This window comes from Nostoc sp. (assembly GCF_036919615.1).
Taxonomy (GTDB): Bacteria; Cyanobacteriota; Cyanobacteriia; order Cyanobacteriales; family Nostocaceae; genus Nostoc.
The window spans coordinates 108,147-126,024 of the sequence record NZ_JBALCN010000106.1; the positions used below are offsets into that span (position 1 = coordinate 108,147).

Sequence of the window (17,878 nt, forward strand, 5' to 3'; positions counted from 1 at the left end):
AATGACTGTTGAAGTTTTGGATGACCACCCCGAACCGATTACTAGTGCCCAACGAGCTTATCATGCTTCCCTAAAGTTGGGGATCACAAAGGGAGCAGACCGAAGTCGTGCAGTCCTAGCGATGGCACAAGCCCTTGAGCGGTCATTTGACGACATTCTAGAAGCCAACACCTTGGATTTAGAAGCCAGTCGGGAAATGGCAGTGCCAGAGTTGATATTGGATTGGCTGAAGCTGACTCCCACAAGGCTAGAGATGACAGTAGACATTTTACAACGGTTGGGGGAATTATCAGATCCGCTGCGGCGTGTCAGAACCGCTGATTATCAACTGGAAGATTCCCAAAGTTACACCCAGTTAATGCCCTTGGGAGTGATTGGATTTATTTATGAGGCGTTCCCGGATTTAGGGGCGATCGCAGCGGGTTTTTGTATCAAAACTGGCAATTGTCTAATTCTCAAAGGCAGTACTGAAGCTAGCCATTCCAACGCGGCGATCGCTGAAGTACTACAAAATGCGATCGCCCAAGTTGGTCTACCATCAGGTTGTGTAGAACTAATCACAGCAGAACATGGGGCTTCGATTCGGGATTTAGTCACTCAAGACCAGTACGTGAATCTAGTCATTCCCTACGGGCGTTCTAGCTTGGTACAGCAGGTAGTACGACAGTCAACTTGCCCAGTCTTAAAGTCAGCAATGGGTAACTGTTATCTCTACTGGTCACCGAATAGCAGCTTAGAAATGGTGCGCTTGATGATTCTTGATAGCCATCACAGCGAACCAGACCAGGTTAATGCCATTGAAAAGGTACTCATTCATCGCCAAGCCTTGCCATCATCAATAGCCGTTCTGTGCAACAGCCTGATGGAAAAAGGCTTTGAAATTAAAGGGGATGCAGAACTAGTAAAAGCCTTTCCCCAGTTGCATCTGGTGAAGGAAGGCGAATGGAGAAACCCTTATTTAACTAGGACAGTAGCTTTTAAACTGGTGGATAGCTTAGAGGCTGCGATCGTCTGGATTAATGAATACAGCAGTGGTCATGCCGACTCCATCGTTACTGAATCTTACCAGGAAAGTCGGCAGTTTGCCTTAGGAGTTAATAGTGCCTCTACCTACATCAACACTTCCCCGCGTTTTTCCCGCAACCCCTCGCGGGGAGATTCAGTGTTTCTCGGCATGTCTAATCAAAAAGGTCATCGCCGGGGATTTATCAGCCTGGAAACATTGACTACCGTTAAGCATATTGTTCAAGGGAATGGCAGGTTTTAAATAATTCGTAATACTCGCCATTCGCGTAGCGTCTCGTAGAGAAGGCGAGAAGCAAGCTACGTAATTCGTAATTAGAAAAGGGTTTGACAAAAGTGCCTGTAGCGACAGTTCTGTTTTGATTGGGGTCTAAATCCCCACAAAATTCTCCCAGTCCAAATGCCTAATACAACTCTTAGAGAGGCTGCGCCGACGGCTTACCTCGACGCGCCCTTCTCTACGAGAGGCTGCGAACGCTCAAGGTAACCCGCTCAGGACAAGCGAACGTACAAGTCGCTCAGTACAAGTGCGCCAATCCAATTTTAAACTTAACAAAATCTTAATTTCTGCTTGATCCTGGGTTGGTAGATTCCTTGTGTTTGGTTGAGCAGCAATTAGGAGACAAGTCAAATCAAGCCACTGTTTGTGCTTTTCGCAATTGACTCTCCTAAATGCCAACTGTATTGACATCTGGAAAGGGGTGAATATGGAACTTTTGGATGGCGATCGCCTGCTAGCAAATCGGTGCAGACGGCGGAGTTTTTTGTTGGGTGCAGGATTCCTAACGGGGTTAACAATAGCTAGCCAATGGCATCCGGTATTGGCTAACTCAAGGTTTTCTGGCTATCCGTTCAGTCTTGGTGTTGCCTCTGGTGATCCTTTGCCGGATGGTGTTGTTATCTGGACACGACTGGCTCCTAATCCACTCTCTGGAGGTGGAATGCCACTCGTAAATGTCCCTGTGCGGTGGCAAGTTGCCCTTGATGAAAATATGAGACAAGTGGTGCGTCGAGGAACAGTGCTGGCGACACCAGAGTTTGCCCACTCAGTCCACGTTGATGTCCGCGGATTAAACCCTGACCGTTGGTACTGGTATCAATTTCAAGTAGGTAGGGAAGTTAGCCCCATTGGACGGACTCGCACAGCACCAGCATTTTATAGCTATATCCAACAACTGAATTTTGCTTTTGTCTCTTGTCAAGACTGGCAAAATGGGTACTATACAGCTTATCGGCATTTGGCCGATGAAAACCTCGACCTTGTGGTTCATCTGGGTGATTACATTTACGAATATGGGCCACAATCCGGTGGCCCCCGCCAACATAATAGTCCAGAAATTATCACTCTTGCCGACTACCGCGATCGCTATGCCCTATACAGAACAGACTCAAGTCTCCAAGCTGCTCATGCGGCTTTTCCCTGGATTGTCACTTGGGATGATCATGAAGTTGACAATAACTACGCCAACTTAATCCCCGAAGATAACCAAACCCAAGAGGCTTTTAAAAAACGCCGAGCTAATGCGTACCAAGCTTATTATGAACATATGCCTCTACGTCTGTCTTCATTGCCCAAGGGTGCAGACGCATTGCTTTATCGGCGGTTGACTTTCGGTAATTTAGCTGAGTTCAACGTTCTAGATACAAGGCAGTACCGCACTAACCAACCTTGTAATGATGGACTTAAGCCTCGCTGCCCCCAAGCTTTTGATCCCAATGCTACCATGACCGGCTCAGAACAAGAGCAGTGGTTACGAAAAGGCTTAGACCAATCGCGATCGCGCTGGAATGTGATCGCTCAACAGGTGATGTTTGCCGAGTACAATTTCAATAGTAGTCCAGGTCCAGGTGTCTTCAATATGGATCAGTGGGACGGCTACGTGGCTTTCCGTAATCGGCTCCTGAGTTTTCTCAACCAGCGTCAACCTTCTAATCCTGTGGTGATTAGTGGAGATATCCATTCTAGTTGGGTACACGACCTAAAGCTTGATTTCAACAACTCAAAGTCACCAACTGTAGGTACTGAGTTCGTCGGAACCTCAATTACCTCTGACTTTCCCACCCAATTTATCGCTCCAGCTCAAGCTGCCCTACCTAATAATCCCCATACTAAGTTCTTTGATGGTGCTTACCGGGGATACGTTCGCTGCAAACTTACCCCAGAACGCTGGCAAAGTGACTACCGTGTTGTATCAAGCATCGTTGACTTGAATGCCTCTGTCAAAACTCTAGCTTCGTTTGTAGTCCAAAACGGACAACCAGGAGCACATCTGAGTTAACGGGAGTTCGATAGACCTCTCGCTGACTTAAACTAAAGTTCAAGTCTCTCCCTCTTTGAATCGGAGAGGGACAGTTTTGTGTAGTAAAACTAGGGAGAGGTCTTTATAGTATGAAATATGACTTCAACTACTATAATATCGGAATTCGGACGCTTAAATCCCACATTCTTCTGGTGTTTAGATATAGCAATCCTATCTGAGTTACCAAAACTGCAAGAAATTAAAAAAAAGCTGAAAGCAAGGAAAATTCAGGAGTAGTGTAGACTATTCAAGCCGGAAGCGTAGGCATAGCCCGTCGTAGACATCACCTGTTAAAGGTTACACTAAATCAATTTTCCTAAAGAGTTATTTTGGCATTTCTTTGCAATACTTAACTAACTTCTAATTAAAAAAAGTTAACATAGATTAAAAATGATAACTAACATCATAATTTATTAAGTTATTCAGGCTAAATTGAGAGTATGCTTAATAATTGAAGTTTAGTTGAAAATTTTAAGTAACTAGATGCAAAGAAACTTAAACATTTGTTTAGTTTTTTATGCTTTGCTATTTATTTGAGTATTAAATACTAAAAAACAAAGTTTATTTATGCCAACTTACTAACTAGTACGCCACGGCGTAAATAAACAGACCATTGAAAAGCCCTAGAGAGCTTATTCCATAATACTTTTGACTTTTGACTTTTGACTTTTGACTTTTGACTTCCGCCTTGCGGTACTAGGTTGTCGAGCAAGGTGGTAAAAATCTGACCATAGCCAAGTACTAACAGCGAAAACAAAAGTAAACTTAACAAAAATTACGTAAGATGATTAGAAGAATTTTGCTGGCTGTATCAGGATTGGGACATGCAGAAGAAATGCTCAAAACCCTGAAAGAAATTCCTTCAATTCAATCTGCAAAAGTTACAATTTTGCATGTTGTTCCTGCACAAAGTACTGCTACTACCATGACAGCTAAATGGGAAAATGGTGGTAAAATTCTGGCGAATGCGATTCAGACTTTGAACTTAGATCCTAGCCAGGTTTCTTCAATTTTGCGTGAAGGTGACCCCAAAGATGTAGTTTGCCAAGTAGCTGATGAAATCGACGCTGACTTGATTATTATGGGTTCACGCGGACTGAAGCGACTGCAATCGATTTTATCGAATTCAGTCAGTCAGTATGTTTTTCAACTTTCTTCTCGCCCCATGTTGCTAGTAAAAGATGACATTTATGTCAAAAGAATTAAGCGCATTATGGTGGCAATAGACAACTCTGATTCAGCAAAAAACTGCTTAAAATTGGCTCTATTCTTGTTGCGAGATATTCAGGGCGGCCAGTTAATTTTAGCAAACGTTACTACAGATTTAGGCGGTAAAAGATCGGAAATAACCGAGGTTAAATCAGATAAAAATCCAATTTTAGCAGCCGCAGTTGCAGAAGCTCAAAAACAGGGCATCCAATCTCGTTCTTATATCAGCAGTGGCAAACCTGGTGAAGAAATTTGTCGATTGGCAGAGGAGTTGAACATAGACTTATTATTGCTCGGTTCTCCAGATCGTCGTCCATCGATCGCTAAGAGTTTTGTTGATATTGATCGACTCATTGGCTCTTCCTTGTCTGACTATGTTCGAGTCAATGCCACTTGTCCGGTATTGTTGGCGCGGACAATCGCTTAAAGTCAAAATAGAGTTAACGGTTGATAAATAAAAACCCCTGCACCAGTAGTGTAGGGGTTATTTATTTTATACACAAATTCTTAACTATCTTTTCCACCTTCGCGGCTAGCAGTTTGGATGTACAGAATTAGTAAAAACACAGCGGGAACCAGTACGAACAAAATGCTCGCTATGAACCCCAGGTCATTAACTTGCATGGCAAGAAAGCCTCTCTTAAATTTCCAGTCAACAACATTAGGATAGCATTATCGATGACAGAGTTATACCAATTCAAAATTAGGAAACTCAATTTTGGTAATATCGGTTGATTACCTGTGAGGTTGCTCCAGAACAAAGGAATTTTGCCCCAACTCTGGCCAAGCCTGATTTTGTGCAGTTTCACAAAGAATTGGTATAAGTATTTTGACTACTGACTGGATACAAATTGAAGCAATGACAGATTTGAGAACTTAAGGCTTGGTGACTACACTGACTGAGCTATTCACTAAAGTTTGACAGGCAAGGCGATAATTTTCCGGCTTTTTCTTGAATTTCCGGTTTTCTACGTCTGTGCGGGGAGAAAGATTTTCTAGTCCTTCGACTATCTGGACAACGCAAGTCCCACATTGACCATTGCCACCGCAATTCGTCATCTTGCCAATCAATGTATATATATCAATACCATTTTGCATCGCCTTGAGCCGGAGATTTGCACCATCCGCCACCACTACTTCTTTATTTTCTTTAACGAATTTGATATTACCCATAATTAATTCCTGCTTGACCTAAGCTTGGCTTTCAAGGCTTCATATTGACATGGCTTGATTCACATCTTATTTATTATATTAATTCATTACAAAATATTAATAAATATTAATCTTAGAAAATATTATGCCACAAAAAAAATAGGACAGGTAGATCACCTGTCCTATAAATTGAAAAATAGATTAACTTACCTAAATCCCACGGCTGCTTGCCAAACGAAAGCAAGCAATAAGAAGAATACAGGGATAACTGGGAGAACGTCCACCAAAGGATCAAAGATTTGGTAAGCTTCTGGCAGTTTTGCTAATAAAAGTGCTGCTTCCATGTTTGTTTAAATCCACCTATCCAACACAGCTTTCATAATTGAGAAATATCTTAACATGCTTTGGGTCTTGATCATTTGTCAATAGTCATTTGTAATTTCTCCTTCATTTGGTGCTGATTCAGATGAGTTGAGCCAATGACCAAATTCTGTGGCAAAACGATCGCTCAATATTGCTTCTCTAATCTTTTGGGTAAAGCGAATTAGTTCGGTAATGTTGTGAATGCTCAACAAGGTGTAAGCTAAAATTTCCTGCGATCGCACTAAATGAGATACGTAAGCACGGCTAAAATTTTGACAAGTGTAGCAGGGACAAGTTTCGTCTAATGGCGTAAAATCTTCCCGAAACTTAGCATTTTTTAAATTCCAGCGTCCGCCCTGGACTATTGCCGTCCCATGTCTGGCCCAGCGGGTGGGAATTACGCAATCAAATAAATCTACACCAGATGCGATCGCGATCGCCATTTCCCGATAAGTACCCACACCCATCAAGTAACGCGGTTTTTCGGGGGGTAGAAGCGGTGCTGTGACTTTTACAATCTCAGCTATCAATTCTGGCGGTTCTCCCACACTGACGCCACCAATAGCATATCCAGGCAAATCCAACTTAGCCAAAGCTTCAGCTGCATGGCAACGCAAATCCAAATACACACCCCCCTGCACAATCCCAAACAAAGCCTGCTCACTGTGTTGATGAGCCGTTATGCAGCGTTCTAACCAGCGGTAAGTGCGCTCAGTTGCAGTTTCTACCTCTTGGCGAGTCGCTGGGTAGGGCGGACACTCATCAAATGCCATAATCACATCTGCCCCCAAAGTATTTTGAATTTCAATGGAGCGCTCTGGTGTTAAGTTAATAATTTGTCCATCATGGGGTGAGCGAAAAGTTACGCCTTCTTCAGTAATTTTTCGCATCTCGCTTAAACTGAACACCTGAAACCCACCCGAATCTGTGAGCATCGGCCCGTTCCAACCCATAAATTTGTGCAACCCACCACCCCCAGCCACGATCGCTTCTCCTGGTTGTAGGTGAAGATGATAAGTATTGGATAAGATCATTTGCGCCCCAGTATCTCGTAACTGAGATGGGGTAATAGTTTTGACATTTGCCAGCGTTCCCACGGGCATAAATCTGGGGGTTTCTACAACACCGTGAGGAGTAAAAAACACTCCTGCTCTAGCTTTTGTCTGACTACAGCAAGCAAGACATTGAAAAGAAAAATTCGCACTCATGCCATTTTGAATTGTTGAAGATGCCGATCTAAAAATGCTAACAATTGCTCACATTTTCTTTCTGCTTCAACTTGGAAGTGTCGGCACGATCCAATCCACAGACTGACACGACCGATCTGGCCGCCTTCTCCAAATTCAAATTTGCATTTAAATCTCGATCACATCATAAATTGCCTTTACATGAATAAAGCGCAGCCTCAGATAAAATTTGGGATACAAAGTCGCTATTTTAGAAAGAATCAGAGCAGTCATCATCAATTTCTGCATCCCACCTGGCTGAGAGTACTTGCTCCATCATCGCTTCTATGGCGCTGACATTGAAGTTTCGCTCTCGTCGCTCTTGTAGAGGGGTTGAGCGGGGAATCAACCGCAGACACACCCCTTCTTGGATCAAATCGAAATAGGTTTCTTGTTGCGACGATTGTTTGAGTTCCAAATAATCAAAACTACAAACATTCAAATATAGTGCATGGTTAGCAACTAAGGTAGACCTTTGCGGATTAGCAAAAACTTCCATCACATCCCCTTCCCCCTCGCTCAGTACCTTATCTTCTTGGGTGTAGATGTAATGGACTCGACCTAAATCTGCCAGCAATCGCCGGATGTCGAGCTTATTCACAATGATCCCCGTGTTAATAATGCACGGAGCTGGTATCCTGGTGTCGGGTAGATGGTGACTCATAGGAAAATAGCGATTGAGCTAAAGAGAGAGACAACATAGCTAAACTGTCATAATTGAATAGCTTGTTTACTCCCTACATTTAAAAAAATATCAATTTTGTGGAGCAATCGTCTAATAATTTGGAGTAAGTTTTTAATTAACGAATACAAAACACAAATTTTGATCCTTGATGGAATTTTAATTTCCTGAATCCTTTGTCTTTAGTATAAAAAATACTCAGAATTGTTTATTTACTACTTAGAACAGCATAACAAAATTTTCAAGCAGAATATCTAATAGAAGTAAATCTTATCTAAAATTTTAAAGTCTGCTCATGTCGGTTGTACCGAAATCAAGACTATTATCCAGTAATTTACCAAATATTAATCTAATTCAGATGACGAAACAGCAACAGTGGTGGAAAAAGCTGCTGTTAAAGCTGGCAGCTAGTATCATATTTTACACTAGTATCCCACTACCAGATTTGAACGGATTAGACTTTCGAGGAGTGGCGCGTCTTGCTTCGCTTGTAGGGTTAATAATTGGGGGAATTTTAGGGTTACTGGATACGGGAATGGATTCTATTGGTATACCAGTGTTAACTCGTAGTGCTTTGGTAGTAAGTGTTTGGATTGCCATAACTGGAGGACTGCACTTGGATGGCGCAATGGATACTGCCGATGGTTTGGCAGTGGGCGACCCAGATCGGCGATTGGAGGTGATGGCAGATAGTGCTACAGGTGCCTTTGGGGCAATGGCAGCGATCGCCTTGGTGATACTGAAAATAACTGCCTTGACAGATATGCCAGAAAACCGTTGGTTATTGCTAATGGCTGCTTGTGGGTGGGGACGTTGGGGACAACAGCTGGCGATCGCGCGATACCCTTATCTCAAACCAACTGGCAAAGGTGCATTTCACAAACAAGCCATTCGTTCTTACAAAGATTTGTTACCAGGATTGTTGTTGTTGTTTGGTTTGAGTAGTTTAGTTGTGCTGATAGATAAACAGCAGCTATTTCTCGCACTGACAATGATAGTTGTTGGAAGTGCGATCGCTACTTTAACTGGTGCGTGGTTCAACCACAAACTAGGTGGACACACTGGAGATACCTACGGCGCAGTCGTTGAGTGGACTGAAGCCTTATTTCTTTGCGTGCTGACCACTGTAGGAAGTTAGGAGTTAAAAATCCAAACTCCAAACTCTGTCAATTTTAGATTTTGAATTTTGAATTTTGGATTGAAGAAAAAATCTAAAATCTAAAATCTAAAATCCAAAATTGAATGACTCCTAACTTTATTTAATCGGTTGCAGCTTTGTCACTTTGAGTTTAAAAGCCCCAACCCCAGTTTCCCCAAAAGACCGGACACGAATAACATAATTCCCTGTCTCTACGATGCGAGTAAATAGTAGGGAATTGCTACTACCATCAGGGCCATCATCGTTTTCTGCCACAGTTGATCCATCAGGTGCTAGTAGTGTGATGATGCTGTCAAAGTTTTCAGATGACAGGTCAACTGCTAAATTATCGCCCTTCTGCAACTTCACTGTGTAATCACGGGCAAACCCACCTTGACCTGTAGGAATGTCTTTGTCTGAGAGGCTATCAGTAATTTCAGTACTGTTAGGTAAAGGGATTGGACTATACAACTTATTCTGAGCAAAAGCTGCACTTGTACTTATGCCTATTGCCAGCAATGTGGCAGGAATGATAGTGAGTTGTTTTAAACCCGCCGCAAAAACTTTATTCATAACACTTCAAGGAATTTTCCTACAAAAATAGCGTAAATTGGTCAATTTATCCACTTTTAAGCCAAAGCTTGCCATTACTTCTTGATTTATCCGTCTTTGACTACAGTGGCTACAGCTACTAATCCTAAGACCACAATTCCATACTGACGAAGTGTTTGCACAGCAGACCTGGCAGTAGCACCAGTAGTATAAATGTCGTCCACTAACAGCACTGGGGCATTTGGGGGATGATCGCGAAAAACTTGGCCAACAGCAAAAGCTTTGTCCAAGTTTTTTTCTCGTTTAGATAGCGACAAACCAAACTGCGCTTCAGTTTCTCGTACTCTTGCTAAACCATTTAGTTTCAATTTTAATCCAGTGATTTCGCAGAAGCTTTGTGCTATCAGTGCGGCTTGATTGTATTTACGTTGCTTTTGCTTGCTAGCGTGGAGTGGGATGGGAACTACCACAGGCTGGCTATCTCGTCTCGGTGAATTTAACAACCATGCTTCTCCTAACCATTGACCCAAAGGACGAGCTATTTGGGGCTGATTTTCGTATTTCATCGCTGCGATCGCCCGTTTCACAGGGCCACCATACTCCCCCCAGCCAAACACTGGTATTGGCTCTTGCCATAGAGAAATCGGGTCTTTACGTTGACATTTTTGCAGTTGTCTAATGCAGTTATCACAGAATTCTTGGGAAGTTGCACGTTGACACAGGGGGCAATGAGATTGGAGAAAAAGATTGAGTAAGCCTGTGAGATTTTGAATCCAAGTGTGCATTTAGGGCTGGTTAAGGAATTTAACATACACGCGATCGCATCTTGTTGTTTCTACTCCTGTTGCTGGAGTGTAGCCATTGCTTTCATATAGCTTGACTGCTTCCACCAAAACGCTGGCGGTTTCAATCCAAATTTGCCCAAAACCACGCTTTGCGATCGCTGCTTCTAGCTGTTGTAACAAATATTTCCCTAATCCCAAACCCCTAATGCTGGGCAAAAGATACATTTTGCGGATTTCTACAGCTTTTTTACCTCGGTGTATCGGGTAGTATGCTCCAGTACCTACTAACTGGCTTTGGTGTTCAATTACCCAAAACTCTCCCCCTGTAGCTAAATAACATTCCTCTACTTGCAGCACATCTCGGTCAGCAACCTTGGGTTCCCAACCCAGACCGTATTCTGATAATACATAACTGATGACTTCGGCGGCTCTTGTGCGATCGCTTTCCACCCAATCACGAATTAAAAAATCTTGATAATAGTTTTTCATTACCATTTGCTGGTCAAGTTTACACAGAAAATTTTTCCGCATCTATATCCCAATTTACCCAGCAAATAGCAATTCTTGCAGAGTCGATTTCAGGCGGTACTCTCAAGGTGTGAATTCTAGCAGTGCTGAAAAAAGTCATCTTCACCAAATAAATTGGCTCTACATCTACATCATCAACGCCTAGTCAGGTGTATTCTTGCCAGTAATCGAGTTTTTATATTTCTAATTCTTCATCATTCGTAAGATTTTTAAGGAAATGTAACTTTTGTCAATCAGTTAATATACTTAAATAGCTCTTGATCAAAAAGAGGTAAGACAAATATTACTTGTCTTACCCCCCTGCCATTGATTATCATTATTAAAAAACATTCCCAGAGGTTACATCTATTTATAATTGGTACTTGAAGGTCTTATTAGAGAAGGATTTTTAAATTAGCAGTAATTTTTTATTTAGCTACGTATTAAGTGTAAGCTACAGATTAAAACTTGGATGGATTATAAGGAAGGTCAGTTTGACAGCAACTGCTATTCCTGAGCCTGGTGCAATTTTCAGTATGTTGGTAGTTGGTTTGATGAATAGAGTCCTGAAGAAAAAGCCAGCATCTACATAGACAGTGAACCTGAATAGTCGAAGCTAGCCTGATTAGAACTGTAATTAAACATTATTCTAGCTTTAATGACCAAAAAATTTGGAAGGCTAGAAATGCCTAAAATTTATAGGGGACGTATTACAAATACGTCCCCTATTGATAGGGCAATTTTCCAGCCTCTGGTTGGAAACGAGGTTTTAAAGGGGTTTACGCTTAAGTTGACACCAATGGACTTCTAGTCGCCCAGGTGAGTAATAAATTAGACTTTATAAACATCCTCTTAGAGCCAAGTTTGTGGTTCAGATATTGGATAGTTGTTGGCAGCAAACTTTTAACTGACAATTCCTAGATTGTTGTAGATTTCGATGAGATTGCCATCAGGATCGCGAAAATGAGCTGTGCGAATTCCCCAGTCTGGGCGATCTTGTGGTTGAGTCACAACGATCGCATTGTGATCTTTTACTTGCTTATAGACCTCATCCACGTTATCGACTGCGAAAATCAAGACAATTTTATCTCGATTGGCAACATATGAAGGCTGTTCAATTCTTGGGACTACTTCAGCCATTAATTCTTTTTTGAACAAACCCAACTTGAGATATCCGGTATTAAACTCAGCATATCCGCTATCTTCATCGCCCCAATCGACATCAAATTTCAGCAGATCCCGGTAGAACAGAAAAGAATCTTTGTAGTTGGAGACAAGCAGTCTCAGGTGTGTTAGCTGAAGCTTCATATCTGTTGCCTTAGTCTACTAACTGTGAATTCTAGGTTCTGGGTGCAAAGTCACCAGCAACTCACTTTCGACAATTGCTAATTCATCAAGCCGTTGCATGACAATTTCTCTGTCGAAGTAAGTAGCAGCTAAAACCCAATATATACCGTAGTGACGCGCTTCGGATGCTATTAGCCCCCGATAAAATTTTGCTAACTCTGGTTCTGGACAGTGAGCAGCTTATAGTTCCAGGCGTTCATGAAAGCGAGCTTCAATTAAACCAGTGACTAGCAAGGAATCCAGAAATCGCTCAGGTTCTTTAGAGCGGACTTGAGCCTTTAAAAGAGCGCTGTATGGAGGCGGTGATCAGGGAATATTCCAGCGTTCTAACCATTGGTTAACTAGTTCAAAGTGTTCTAGTTCTTCGCGGGCGATCGCAGTCAGTTCCCGCACTATTTTAGTATTGGAAGGGTAGCGAAACATTAAGTTCAAGGCTACGCCTGCTGCTTTGCGTTTCACAGTGGGAGTGGTCAAGTAATGATGATGTCTAAGTTAGCAATCGCTTGTTCAACCCAAGCAGAGCTAGTACCGCTCTGCGGAAGTCAAAAATCAAAAGTCAAAAGTCAAAAGAGTTGTATTCCTTGCTCTTGCGACATTTTGTAGACGCAGAGAGGCTTCCCGGAGGGTATGATATATTTATTTACGCACCCAATGTACTAGTGGGCTGTTTCAGGACGTTAATAGTCGGTAACTGAGTAAACACATCACAAAACTCCAGAATTTTAATTTAGTTAAATAGTCCAGCAAATAGATTTTAACGGAAGATTTTTTGGATAAAGTTCAATAATTGATTGGCGGTGAAGGGTTTCGCTAAAAAGCCTTGGATACCAATACCCTTAGTTTGTACTAATGCCTCAGCCGTAGCTAATCCACTCATGGCAATAATTTGCACTTGCGGGTTGATGATTTGTAAGGTACGGATGGCTGTTTCCCCATCCATTAACGGCATCATCATATCGATCAACACCAGCCTAATTTCATCTTTGTGCTGATTGTAAAGGGCAAGAGCCTCAATCCCATTTTGGGCAGTCAATACCTTGTAGTTATACATTTCCAGTGTGGTTTTAGTGATCTGAGTGATCGCTACTTCATCATCGACAACTAAAATCAATTCTCCCTCACCTGTTGGCAGTTCTATCTCATCTATTACTTGAGAAGTGCTGCCCTCCTTGCTTGGCAGGTATACTTGGAATTTAGTCCCAATTCCTACCTGACTGGCTGGCTACTTCTACAAAACCGCCGTGGCTGTTGATAATGCCCATCAATGTAAGCGATCGCAGTTAGTTCTGCCAGAAAGTCAGGAGGAAAACTGACCTTTCCTTAAGTAAAGCGCACAAAAGAAGGAATAGTTTAACATAATACAGTTCCTTTAAGCATTTTTATCAAGAAGAATTCAGAATTCAGGAGTCAGAATTCAGTAGGATTTATCTCTCCTGCCTCCTCTACCTCCCTTCCCTTGTTCATTTTTCCTGCCGCCGTTCCTTTATATCTTGAGTAGAAATCATACTAGTGACTTTATCTACATCTACCATCATTAAAATTACTCCCTGTATGTCAAGGCCAAGCAGGAGAGTAATTGCCACGTAACATTTTATTTCCCTACCCCGACGATTGGTAGCGTCGATGATCATTTCTTCAAACTGCTTTTTCTTGGATAGGGATTCGCGAATGGACGATCGCAACTGCTCGACGGGTAGCCCAATGTCTAAGCTAAAGATAGATTGTCCTAGAACTTCATCAGTTCGCAAGCCCCATAAATCTTCTGCCATATAATTCCAAATTGAGATATTAAAGCTGCTGTCAATTACCACTATTCCACTTTGGAGACTTTTGAGAATAGAGATCAGGGAAGTATTAGTGTTATTGAGTTCTGAGGTGCGATTGCTGAGTTCGTGATTAATTGTCTGTAATTCTTCATTAGTAGATTGTAATTCTTCATTCATCGTCTCCAATTCTTCATTGGTAGATTGCAGTTCTTCGTTGGTGGTTTCTAATTCTTCATTGGTAGATTGTAATTCTTCGTTGGTGGTTTCTAATTCTTCATTGGTAGATTGCAGTTCTTCGTTGGCAGTTTCTAATTCCTGTTGGGAGCGTTGCAGCGCCTCTTGAAGTTTAATGTAACGGCTGACATCATGAAAGGCAATGCTGACCCCTAATAAATTGGTGTCAATATCTTGCAAAGGCGTAATTATCACATCCAGATATTGCTTTTCTGAGTTTGGCAAATAGCGCTCTACATTTGTCAGGTTGACAGGGCGGCGTTCAGTATAAGCCCGTTCAATTAGCGATCGCAACTCAATTGGTCGATAGGAAAGTTCTAGATCCTGGAAGGGACGAGCTAAATCTTTGATGGAAAGGGCGAACAAAGTCCGCGCCTGCTCGCTCATCATTACCAAAATGCCAGTGTTATCAATGACTATTTGGGCGATTGATACTGTGTCAAAACCCATGTCTCGCAGTCGGAGCTGTCGAGACAAACGCTTGCTAGATTCTTCATATACTGAATTTCCCGTAACTAAGAGGCGATCGCGCATATTCACCGACGATATCTTAGTAAATATCCTGTTTTTTAAATCTATTGGTGTAAACAGACCAGAATACATCAATAGCATCTCTGCTTTCCCCAAAAACAGATAGCCTGCATAATTTAGTCCAAAATGAAACCGGGATAGAATTCGCCCTTGAGTCTCAGAATTAAAATACATTAATGTATTGCGGCTGACCAGCAAATCTAAGCGCGAAATGGGCGCATCCTGAAGCAGATCGTGGCGACCAAAAATCACTGAGCGGCGTAAGTCTGAGCGGAAGCCATAGCGGTTACCGACAAGATCAAAGTATTTCTGCCGTAGCTCATCTGGCACCGTCTGGATATCTTTTGTTGAATACAAAGCAAGACGTGCCTGACTGAGAGCTTCTTCGTCTACATCTGTAGCGTAGATTTTCACTCGTTGGCGAAATTGCTCTACTCCCAATATTTCAGCTATCAATATTGCCAAGGTATAAGCTTCTTCTCCAGAAGCACAGCCAGCGCTCCAGATGCGAATTGGGTCAGAAGTTTTTTTATTCTTAATCAGATTAGGCAGTATTTGCTCTGCTAGATATTCCCAAGCTGATAAATCTCGAAAAAAAGCGGTGACGTTAATTAAGATAGTGTTGAAAAGATAATTGAATTCTTCTGGATGAACTTCTAAATAGTCTAGATAATCTACAAAATTCTCTATGCTCAATAAGTCTATCCGCTTGGATACCCGACGCATCAAAGTCGAGCGCTTATAGCCTGTAAAATCAAATCCCCGGCTTTGTCTGAGGTAAGTTAGTAGATTTTCAAATTCTAGGTCTTTTTCTGTGGAAGTCATAGGTTAGGGTGAGGGCAGAGGAGTTGAGTTTGAACTGGGTCCTTTGAGTATCAAAGACTCATTAACAGAGTTCTAAGCCCCATTAATGAGAATCAAAAACTCATTAAACTATGTTTACACCAAGTTGTATTCTAAAACATATCCCCTCTGCCCCTCAGCCTTCAGAAAATGTTTGAAAAGTTGCAAAGTCTACTATAAACTCCTCTCCAAACGTCTTCCCCCAATCCCCAGACGGGACTTGGAGTTCCCACTCCTGAGAGGCTTTGAAATCCCATTCTCGCACTTTGTGCCGCTGCGCGAACATTAGACATCAGGAAGGCTTGAGGTGTTAGGTTTAGGAGGTTTTGCTATTACCAACAATACTTTTCAAACATCCTCTGAGCTTATTCAGATTCTCTCATGACCAAAGTCACCAGGAGGCTGGAGATTTCATCAAGGGGAAGAATAAAATCTACGTTGCCAGTTTGAATTGCAGCAGAGGGCATCCCGGTAAATTCGGAGGTTTTTATGCTTTGGACAATGACAATACCGCCCATTTTTTTAATCGCTTTTACCCCCATCGCACCGTCGTGACCCGTTCCACTTAGCACAACAGCGATCGCTCTGTGTTTGTAAGTAGCTGCAACCGATTCAAATAACAGGTCAGCCGAAGGACGTAAAAAATGTACTAATTCCGACTGTGATAAGGAAAGTGTACCGTCACCGTTAACCAACAGGTGACGATTAGGTGGGGCAACGTAAGCCGTTCCTGGGATAAGGCGATCTCCTTCTTCTGCCTGTTTGACGATAATATCCGTACGCCGAGTCAGAATTTCTGCCATTAACGAGCGGTATTGGGGGCCAAGGTGTTGGACAATGGTGATCGCAGCTGTAAATTCTGCGGGTATATTCGATAGCACATTAACTAAAGCGGTCAGACCACCTGCTGATGCTTGCGATCGCCACAATATTAAAGGTAGTATTAATAAACTCAGATGAATGATTGTTGACATTTTTTAACATCTTAATCATGTATTTTGCGGCTACGACTATCGACTAAGCTTCTGAAGTTACAATCTTTAATTATTATCTAAATAAATTATATTATAATATATATACCAAAAATTACTTCAGCATTTTTTGATTTTTACTTAAATAATTTAAGTTCATGTCTTAATCTTCCTGCTCCAGAATGCGTTTTGCCTGTAAAAGTTGCTGGCTATGCTCCTCACTAACTGTTGGGTATTGCAGATTTAGTTCTTGTAATTTTTTGCAGATGATGTTGGCAACGGTTAGGCGTGTAAACCATTTGCGATCTGCAGGAATAATATACCGCGGTGCCCATTTAGTACTAGTATAGTTAAAAACTTCCTCATAAGCATTCATATAATCATCCCAAAAAGCTCGTTCTTGGACATCGCTATCTGAAAACTTCCAATTTTTATCTGGAGATTCAATCCGTTGTAAGAAGCGTTTTTTCTGCTCTGACTTGGAGACATTCAGAAAAAACTTCAGGATGATCACACCATTATCAACCAAATATTTTTCAAAGTTATTGATTTCTTCAAAGCGCTGCTTCCATATCTTATTTCCTTGAGGGAAGTGGGGAAGTTGCTGTTTCTTAAGCATTTCTGGATGGACACGAACCACAAGTACTTCTTCATAGTATGAACGGTTGAATATCCCAATTCGACCTCTTTCTGGCAAAGCCTTGGTTGTTCGCCACATGTAGTCATGGTCTAATTCTTCTGCACTGGGCCCCTTAAAACTAAACACTTGAAATCCTTGCGGGTTCACACCAGAAGTCACGTGTTTAATTGTGCTATCTTTGCCAGCAGCATCCATTGCCTGAAAAATAATCAGCAATGCATAGGTGTTTTGAGCATAGAGAATATTTTGGTAATTTGCTAATCGTTCAATGTCTGTCTTTAATCTGGTTGCAGCATCACTTTTTTGATCAAAATCAGTTTTATAAGCTGGATCGTAGTTTTTTTTTTAAAGAAATCTTTGAACCTGGTGTGACAATGAAAGCATCGTGATTCATAATATAAAATTTTATAATGGCTGCTTAGAGGATGTCTGAAAAGTTTTTTTGTATACACCTAACCCTTGGAGATCCCCCTAAATCCCCCTTTTTAAGGGGGACTTTGAGATTCTTATTCCCCCTTTTTTAAGGGGGGTTAGGGGGGATCAACAAATATTTGATACTTCTCAGACATCCTCTTATACCCAAGCACATTTTGAAGTAATATTTTTTAA

16 protein-coding genes and 3 pseudogenes are annotated in these 17,878 nt (G+C 41.8%); 5 read left to right on the plus strand and 14 right to left on the minus strand.

Translation table 11 applies throughout. The annotated features are described in order from the left end of the window. The first annotated feature begins 1 nt into the window (after position 1). From V7K48_RS33535 to V7K48_RS33545, 3 genes are all read left to right on the plus strand, one after another. A complete protein-coding gene (locus V7K48_RS33535) occupies positions 2 to 1,267 on the plus strand; it encodes a glutamate-5-semialdehyde dehydrogenase (protein WP_335079456.1) in 1,266 nt (421 codons plus the stop codon). A 463-nt stretch (positions 1,268 to 1,730) separates the two neighbouring features. Beyond that, complete coding sequence (locus tag V7K48_RS33540) at positions 1,731 to 3,302, plus strand: alkaline phosphatase D family protein (RefSeq protein WP_335079458.1); 1,572 nt, start codon at positions 1,731 to 1,733, stop codon at positions 3,300 to 3,302. 805 nt (positions 3,303 to 4,107) lie between these two features. Continuing rightward, positions 4,108 to 4,959 (plus strand): universal stress protein, encoded by an 852-nt coding sequence (locus V7K48_RS33545; RefSeq protein WP_335079460.1) that lies wholly within the window; start codon positions 4,108 to 4,110, stop codon positions 4,957 to 4,959. Positions 4,960 to 5,039: 80 nt separating this feature from the next. Here V7K48_RS33545 and psbM read toward each other — a convergent pair whose 3' ends face one another. From psbM to V7K48_RS33570, 5 genes are all read right to left on the minus strand, one after another. Further along, positions 5,040 to 5,156 carry a photosystem II reaction center protein PsbM gene (gene psbM, locus V7K48_RS33550; protein ID WP_084227279.1) on the minus strand — a complete coding sequence of 39 codons (117 nt, stop codon included), beginning with the start codon at positions 5,154 to 5,156 and terminating at the stop codon, positions 5,040 to 5,042. A gap of 252 nt (positions 5,157 to 5,408) precedes the next feature. Further along, the gene (locus tag V7K48_RS33555; protein ID WP_335079462.1) at positions 5,409 to 5,705 is read right to left on the minus strand and encodes a 2Fe-2S iron-sulfur cluster-binding protein; all 297 of its coding nucleotides are present in this window, start codon (positions 5,703 to 5,705) and stop codon (positions 5,409 to 5,411) included. A 185-nt stretch (positions 5,706 to 5,890) separates the two neighbouring features. After that, positions 5,891 to 6,028: a photosystem II reaction center protein K gene (locus V7K48_RS33560; protein ID WP_006195022.1), complete on the minus strand. Its 138-nt coding sequence runs from the start codon at positions 6,026 to 6,028 to the stop codon at positions 5,891 to 5,893. Between the two features lie 78 nt (positions 6,029 to 6,106). Continuing rightward, entirely contained in the window at positions 6,107 to 7,255 is a 1,149-nt protein-coding gene (tgt, locus tag V7K48_RS33565) for a tRNA guanosine(34) transglycosylase Tgt (protein ID WP_335079464.1), read from the minus strand. Positions 7,256 to 7,484: 229 nt separating this feature from the next. Beyond that, positions 7,485 to 7,937: a hypothetical protein gene (locus V7K48_RS33570; protein WP_334976908.1), complete on the minus strand. Its 453-nt coding sequence runs from the start codon at positions 7,935 to 7,937 to the stop codon at positions 7,485 to 7,487. Positions 7,938 to 8,313: 376 nt separating this feature from the next. Between V7K48_RS33570 and cobS the strand changes: the two genes are divergently transcribed. After that, a complete protein-coding gene (cobS, locus tag V7K48_RS33575; RefSeq protein WP_335079466.1) occupies positions 8,314 to 9,093 on the plus strand; it encodes an adenosylcobinamide-GDP ribazoletransferase in 780 nt (259 codons plus the stop codon). Positions 9,094 to 9,210: 117 nt separating this feature from the next. On the opposite strand, the gene V7K48_RS33580 is transcribed toward cobS, so the two are convergent. From V7K48_RS33580 to V7K48_RS33590, 3 genes are all read right to left on the minus strand, one after another. Continuing rightward, positions 9,211 to 9,666 (minus strand): PPC domain-containing protein, encoded by a 456-nt coding sequence (locus V7K48_RS33580; RefSeq protein WP_335079468.1) that lies wholly within the window; start codon positions 9,664 to 9,666, stop codon positions 9,211 to 9,213. 86 nt (positions 9,667 to 9,752) lie between these two features. Beyond that, complete coding sequence (locus V7K48_RS33585; RefSeq protein WP_335079470.1) at positions 9,753 to 10,430, minus strand: ComF family protein; 678 nt, start codon at positions 10,428 to 10,430, stop codon at positions 9,753 to 9,755. Next, positions 10,431 to 10,919, minus strand: a complete 489-nt coding sequence (locus tag V7K48_RS33590; protein WP_335079473.1) for a GNAT family N-acetyltransferase — start codon at positions 10,917 to 10,919, stop codon at positions 10,431 to 10,433. It abuts the gene before it with no gap. A 512-nt stretch (positions 10,920 to 11,431) separates the two neighbouring features. Here V7K48_RS33590 and V7K48_RS33595 point away from each other — a divergent pair. Continuing rightward, positions 11,432 to 11,530 carry a PEP-CTERM sorting domain-containing protein gene (locus V7K48_RS33595; RefSeq protein ID WP_335079475.1) on the plus strand — a complete coding sequence of 33 codons (99 nt, stop codon included), beginning with the start codon at positions 11,432 to 11,434 and terminating at the stop codon, positions 11,528 to 11,530. 310 nt (positions 11,531 to 11,840) lie between these two features. On the opposite strand, the gene V7K48_RS33600 is transcribed toward V7K48_RS33595, so the two are convergent. From V7K48_RS33600 to V7K48_RS33625, 6 genes and pseudogenes are all read right to left on the minus strand, one after another. Next, positions 11,841 to 12,245: a VOC family protein gene (locus V7K48_RS33600; RefSeq protein WP_334976903.1), complete on the minus strand. Its 405-nt coding sequence runs from the start codon at positions 12,243 to 12,245 to the stop codon at positions 11,841 to 11,843. Between the two features lie 18 nt (positions 12,246 to 12,263). Next, positions 12,264 to 12,784: pseudogene (locus tag V7K48_RS33605) on the minus strand (tRNA-(ms[2]io[6]A)-hydroxylase). Between the two features lie 254 nt (positions 12,785 to 13,038). Then, positions 13,039 to 13,395: a response regulator gene (locus V7K48_RS33610; protein ID WP_335079477.1), complete on the minus strand. Its 357-nt coding sequence runs from the start codon at positions 13,393 to 13,395 to the stop codon at positions 13,039 to 13,041. A 349-nt stretch (positions 13,396 to 13,744) separates the two neighbouring features. Continuing rightward, complete coding sequence (locus V7K48_RS33615; protein WP_335079479.1) at positions 13,745 to 15,640, minus strand: CheR family methyltransferase; 1,896 nt, start codon at positions 15,638 to 15,640, stop codon at positions 13,745 to 13,747. A gap of 383 nt (positions 15,641 to 16,023) precedes the next feature. Next, positions 16,024 to 16,651 (minus strand): annotated as a pseudogene (locus tag V7K48_RS33620) (chemotaxis protein CheB). Positions 16,652 to 16,792: 141 nt separating this feature from the next. Beyond that, positions 16,793 to 17,663, minus strand: a pseudogene (locus tag V7K48_RS33625) (polyphosphate kinase 2 family protein). Between the last annotated feature and the right edge of the window lie 215 nt (positions 17,664 to 17,878).

What these genes read in the sequence shown, in the direction of transcription:
- V7K48_RS33535 (WP_335079456.1), top strand. Translation starts at nt 2, where the DNA reads ATGACTGTTGAAGTTTTGGATGACCACCCCGAACCGATTACTAGTGCC.
- V7K48_RS33540 (WP_335079458.1), top strand. Translation starts at nt 1,731, where the DNA reads ATGGAACTTTTGGATGGCGATCGCCTGCTAGCAAATCGGTGCAGACGG.
- V7K48_RS33545 (WP_335079460.1), top strand. Translation starts at nt 4,108, where the DNA reads ATGATTAGAAGAATTTTGCTGGCTGTATCAGGATTGGGACATGCAGAA.
- psbM (WP_084227279.1), bottom strand. Translation starts at nt 5,156, where the DNA reads ATGCAAGTTAATGACCTGGGGTTCATAGCGAGCATTTTGTTCGTACTG.
- V7K48_RS33555 (WP_335079462.1), bottom strand. Translation starts at nt 5,705, where the DNA reads ATGGGTAATATCAAATTCGTTAAAGAAAATAAAGAAGTAGTGGTGGCG.
- V7K48_RS33560 (WP_006195022.1), bottom strand. Translation starts at nt 6,028, where the DNA reads ATGGAAGCAGCACTTTTATTAGCAAAACTGCCAGAAGCTTACCAAATC.
- tgt (WP_335079464.1), bottom strand. Translation starts at nt 7,255, where the DNA reads ATGAGTGCGAATTTTTCTTTTCAATGTCTTGCTTGCTGTAGTCAGACA.
- V7K48_RS33570 (WP_334976908.1), bottom strand. Translation starts at nt 7,937, where the DNA reads ATGAGTCACCATCTACCCGACACCAGGATACCAGCTCCGTGCATTATT.
- cobS (WP_335079466.1), top strand. Translation starts at nt 8,314, where the DNA reads ATGACGAAACAGCAACAGTGGTGGAAAAAGCTGCTGTTAAAGCTGGCA.
- V7K48_RS33580 (WP_335079468.1), bottom strand. Translation starts at nt 9,666, where the DNA reads ATGAATAAAGTTTTTGCGGCGGGTTTAAAACAACTCACTATCATTCCT.
- V7K48_RS33585 (WP_335079470.1), bottom strand. Translation starts at nt 10,430, where the DNA reads ATGCACACTTGGATTCAAAATCTCACAGGCTTACTCAATCTTTTTCTC.
- V7K48_RS33590 (WP_335079473.1), bottom strand. Translation starts at nt 10,919, where the DNA reads ATGAAAAACTATTATCAAGATTTTTTAATTCGTGATTGGGTGGAAAGC.
- V7K48_RS33600 (WP_334976903.1), bottom strand. Translation starts at nt 12,245, where the DNA reads ATGAAGCTTCAGCTAACACACCTGAGACTGCTTGTCTCCAACTACAAA.
- V7K48_RS33615 (WP_335079479.1), bottom strand. Translation starts at nt 15,640, where the DNA reads ATGACTTCCACAGAAAAAGACCTAGAATTTGAAAATCTACTAACTTAC.